A 3,732-nucleotide genomic window follows, 5' to 3' on the forward strand; every position below is an offset into this window, starting at 1 on the left:
GCGCCTTGCCTGTGACGCTGCCGTCCCCATCGATCCCGCCACCCCACCCTCCATGGAAGACGACGTCCTGACCACGACGGAAGCAGCCAAGCTTCTGGGCATCTCGGTTCGCACCACGCAACTCCTGATCGAGGGGGGCGGACTTCCGTCATGGAAGACGCCGGGCGGCCATCGCCGGGTCCATCGCTCCGACGTAGAAGCGCTGTTGCCGGGCAGCAGGCCTCAAGGGCGCGCGCACTCCGCAACGGTGCTCGTGGTCACGAACGAAAGCCGTCGGCCACGGTTCGAGGCCGTGCTCGAGCGGGTCGGGCATGTGTCCCCTCAGTTCCAGATGAGCACCTGGTCCGCGGCTGCGGCCGTCGCGGGGCGCCTTCCTGCCGCCGTCGTCGTCGACCTGGAGGCCTGGGGAAGCCAGGGCCTCGGGCTGCTGGAGACGCTGGCGAACGACGGCCGCTTCAAGGATGCGGAGCTCGTTGCCATCGCGCCCTCCGCGCGGCGCGGCGCATCGGCGCCGGCGGTACGCGTGCGCGAGATTTCGCTCGACCATCTGGAGGACCTGCTGACGAAGCTTGCGCAGGACGAGGGTCCGGCCATCGACATCGCCAGCAGCGGATTCCCGGTCGCTCCGAACGAGGGCAGCCGGCTGCAGGCCGTGCAACGCTCACGCCTTGTCGACACCCCTTCAGAAGCGCCATTCGACAGGGTGACGTGGCTCGCGGCGAATGACCTGAAGAGCCCCATCGCGCTGATGACGATCCTGACCGCAGAGCGCCAGTGGTTCAAATCGCGGCAAGGACTGGAGATGCCCGACACCCCGAGAAGCTGGGCCTTCTGCAACCACACCGTGCTGCAGCGGGACGTCCTGGAGATCAGGAACCTGGCGAAGCACGAGAGCTTCACCGGCAACCCGGCCGTGGCGGGCGCGCCGCACTTCCGGTTCTATGCCGGTGCGCCGGTCTACGACCCGGATGGATTCGCGCTGGGTTCCATCTGCGTCATCGACTACCGCCCGCGGCAACTGGACAGGACGCAGCGCAAGACCTTGCTGGAGCTTGCCGCGATCGCGTCCGACGCGGTGAAGCTGCGCGGGATCCAGGCGAAGCGCTAGTCGTGGGCGGCAATCAGATCGGAATCTGCGTCGTCGACAACACCTGCTTGAGCCCGATGAACGAGCGCACCTGGCGCACGCCGGGCAGTTGCAGCAGTTGCTCGGCATGCAGGCGGTTGAAGCTTTCGTTGTCGCGGGTTCGCACGATCATGAAGTAGTCGAACTCGCCGGTGATGACATGGCACTCCATGCATCCGGACACCTTGGCGACCGCCTTCTCGAACTTCGCGAACGAGTCGGGCGTCGACCGGTCGAGCACCACGCCGATCATCACGGTCATCCCCGCATCGAGCGCCCGCGGGCTCAGCAGCGCGACGATGCCGGTGATCAAGCCCAGCTTCTTCAACCGGTCGACGCGACGCAGGCAGKCGGGCGCACTCAGGTTCACCATGCGAGCCAGCGCGACGTTCGATATCGACGCATCTCGCTGAAGCGCCCGAAGAATCAACTTGTCGGTGCGGTCGAGATCGGCGGCCGGCCCCGGGGCCTGGACCGGGTTGGCAGCGCCCTTGGTCGATCGAATCTTTGTTGCGTTCATTCTTCTTCCTGCGCAAGTAAATCAGGTAGTGGCGACCCATTGACCATCAATGGTGCTTCGAGGCGACCTCATTTGCAACCCTGTGAACGGCCATTGTTCCTACGATGTCGGCACGTCGAACTTCACCGGACTCCGGCCATGAACCTGAATCGCTTCCCACGCCACGCGCTGACCTTCGGTCCTTCGCCCATTCACCCCCTGAAGCGGCTGAGTGCGCATCTCGGTGGAAAGGTCGAACTGTTTGCCAAACGGGAGGACTGCAACAGCGGCCTGGCGTTCGGTGGCAACAAGACCCGCAAGCTCGAATACCTGATCCCCGAAGCACTCGCAGAACAGTGCGACACGCTGGTCTCGATCGGCGGCATCCAGTCGAACCAGACGCGCCAGGTCGCCGCGGTGGCGGCCCACCTCGGGATGAAGTGCGTGCTGGTGCAGGAAAACTGGGTCAACTATTCGGATGCCGTCTACGACCGCGTCGGCAACATCGAGATGTCGCGCATCCTGGGCGCCGACGTGCGGCTCGACGCGGCCGGATTCGACATCGGCATCCGCCCAAGTTGGCAGCAGGCGCTGGACGATGTGAGGCGTGCCGGCGGCAAGCCCTTCCCGATCCCGGCCGGTTGCTCGGAGCACCGGCTGGGCGGGCTGGGATTCGTCGGGTTCGCGGAGGAAGTGCGCGCCCAGGAAGCCTCACTCGGCTTCAGGTTCGACTACATCGTCGTCTGCTCGGTCACGGGCAGTACGCAAGCCGGCATGGTGGTCGGCTTTGCCGCCGACGGCCGTGCCGACCGCGTCATCGGCATCGATGCGTCGGCCAAGCCGGCACAGACCCGCGCGCAGATCCTGCGCATCGCGCAGAACACGGCCGAACTGGTGGCGCTGGGCCGGGCCATCACCGACCAGGACGTGGTGCTGGACACGCGCTTCGGCGGGCCCGAGTACGGGTTGCCGAGCGAGGGCACCCTGGAAGCGATTCGCCTGTGCGCGCGCCAGGAAGGCATGCTCACCGACCCCGTCTACGAGGGCAAGTCGATGCACGCGATGATCGAGATGGTGCGCCAGGGCGAGTTCCCTGAAGGATCGAAGGTGCTGTACGCGCACCTGGGCGGCGTGCCGGCGCTCAATGCCTACAGCTTCCTGTTTCGCAACGGCTGAACGGAAAAAGCCGGCAAGAAAAAACGGGCTAGACGCCTGAGCATCTAACCCGTTGTTCCATTTCTTGTTTTTGGTGCGGCTGGCAGGATTCGAACCCACGACCCCTTGGTTCGTAGCCAAGTACTCTATCCAACTGAGCTACAGCCGCTGAGCCTCGCAGTATAGCAGGCTTTTTTCAGATTCCCGCGACCGTTGCAGCCTGTCGATAGCAATCGGCCGTGCGCTCGACATCGCCCTGCTGCTCGGCCAGGTGCGCGAGCAGCACCCAGGCGTCGCGGCGCGCGGCCAGTGGCAGCTCTTCGGCATCGGCGGCCTGCTGCAGCAGCAGCCGCGCCTTGCCCCACAGCTCGCGCTGCGCCAGGGCGCGGCCCACCGCATGCGCCAGCGCCGGCTCGCGCGGGAAGGCCTGCAGCGAGGCTTCCAGCCGCGGCAGCCAGTCGGCTCCGATGCCGTCGATCGACGCGACCAGCGCCTCGGCCAGCGCACAGCGCTCGTCGATGCCCAGCTCGCCCAGCCGCTCCCAGAACGGCCGCAGCGCGTTGCGCGCATCCGCCTGCGCGCCGAACTTCGACAGCCGCGTCGCGGTGCGCGCCGCGACGAAAGGGTCGCGCCGGTCGACCGCCTCGAGCGACAGCCACACGCGCCGCACCTGGTCGGCATCGCGCGCGCCATCGAGCGACTCGAACGCGAGCGAGCGCAGCAGGCCTTGTGCCGCATCCTTCGAGAACGCCTGGTGCTTGGCCAGCAGGCGCGCGGTCTTCAGCGCCTCGTGCGGCTGGCGGGCCAGCCGCGTGGCCTGCAGGCGCAGGCGCAGCGCATGCGTGCGGCGCGCGACCCCGGGCGGCAGTTCGCCCAGCAGCTCGAGCGCACGCGCCGCATCGCGGTCGTCGAGCGCCCATTCGGCGGCCAGCAGGCGCGCGCCCTCCTCGGC

General features: G+C 67.2%; 4 protein-coding genes and 1 tRNA gene. 2 read left to right on the forward strand and 3 right to left on the reverse strand.

The features are described from left to right. Positions 1-1,108 (forward strand): MerR family transcriptional regulator (locus AC1D15_RS21820; RefSeq protein ID WP_477827617.1); only part of this gene is annotated, 1,108 nt, incomplete at its 5' end. Positions 1,109-1,121: 13 nt separating this feature from the next. On the opposite strand, the gene AC1D15_RS21825 is transcribed toward AC1D15_RS21820, so the two are convergent. Continuing rightward, positions 1,122-1,646, reverse strand: coding sequence for an Lrp/AsnC family transcriptional regulator (locus tag AC1D15_RS21825; RefSeq protein WP_477827618.1), 525 nt, complete (start codon positions 1,644-1,646; stop codon positions 1,122-1,124). Between the two features lie 138 nt (positions 1,647-1,784). Here AC1D15_RS21825 and AC1D15_RS21830 point away from each other — a divergent pair, with 138 nt between their 5' ends. After that, the gene (locus AC1D15_RS21830; RefSeq protein ID WP_477827619.1) at positions 1,785-2,801 is read left to right on the forward strand and encodes a 1-aminocyclopropane-1-carboxylate deaminase; all 1,017 of its coding nucleotides are present in this window, start codon (positions 1,785-1,787) and stop codon (positions 2,799-2,801) included. Between the two features lie 71 nt (positions 2,802-2,872). On the opposite strand, the gene AC1D15_RS21835 is transcribed toward AC1D15_RS21830, so the two are convergent. Both AC1D15_RS21835 and AC1D15_RS21840 read right to left on the reverse strand, forming a co-directional pair. Continuing rightward, positions 2,873-2,949: transfer RNA gene (locus AC1D15_RS21835), tRNA-Arg, on the reverse strand. A 27-nt stretch (positions 2,950-2,976) separates the two neighbouring features. After that, positions 2,977-3,732: heme biosynthesis protein HemY (locus AC1D15_RS21840; protein WP_489739962.1), on the reverse strand; the 756-nt coding region annotated here is incomplete at its 5' end.

It is taken from the genome of Rhizobacter sp. P2_H2 (assembly GCF_056403375.1).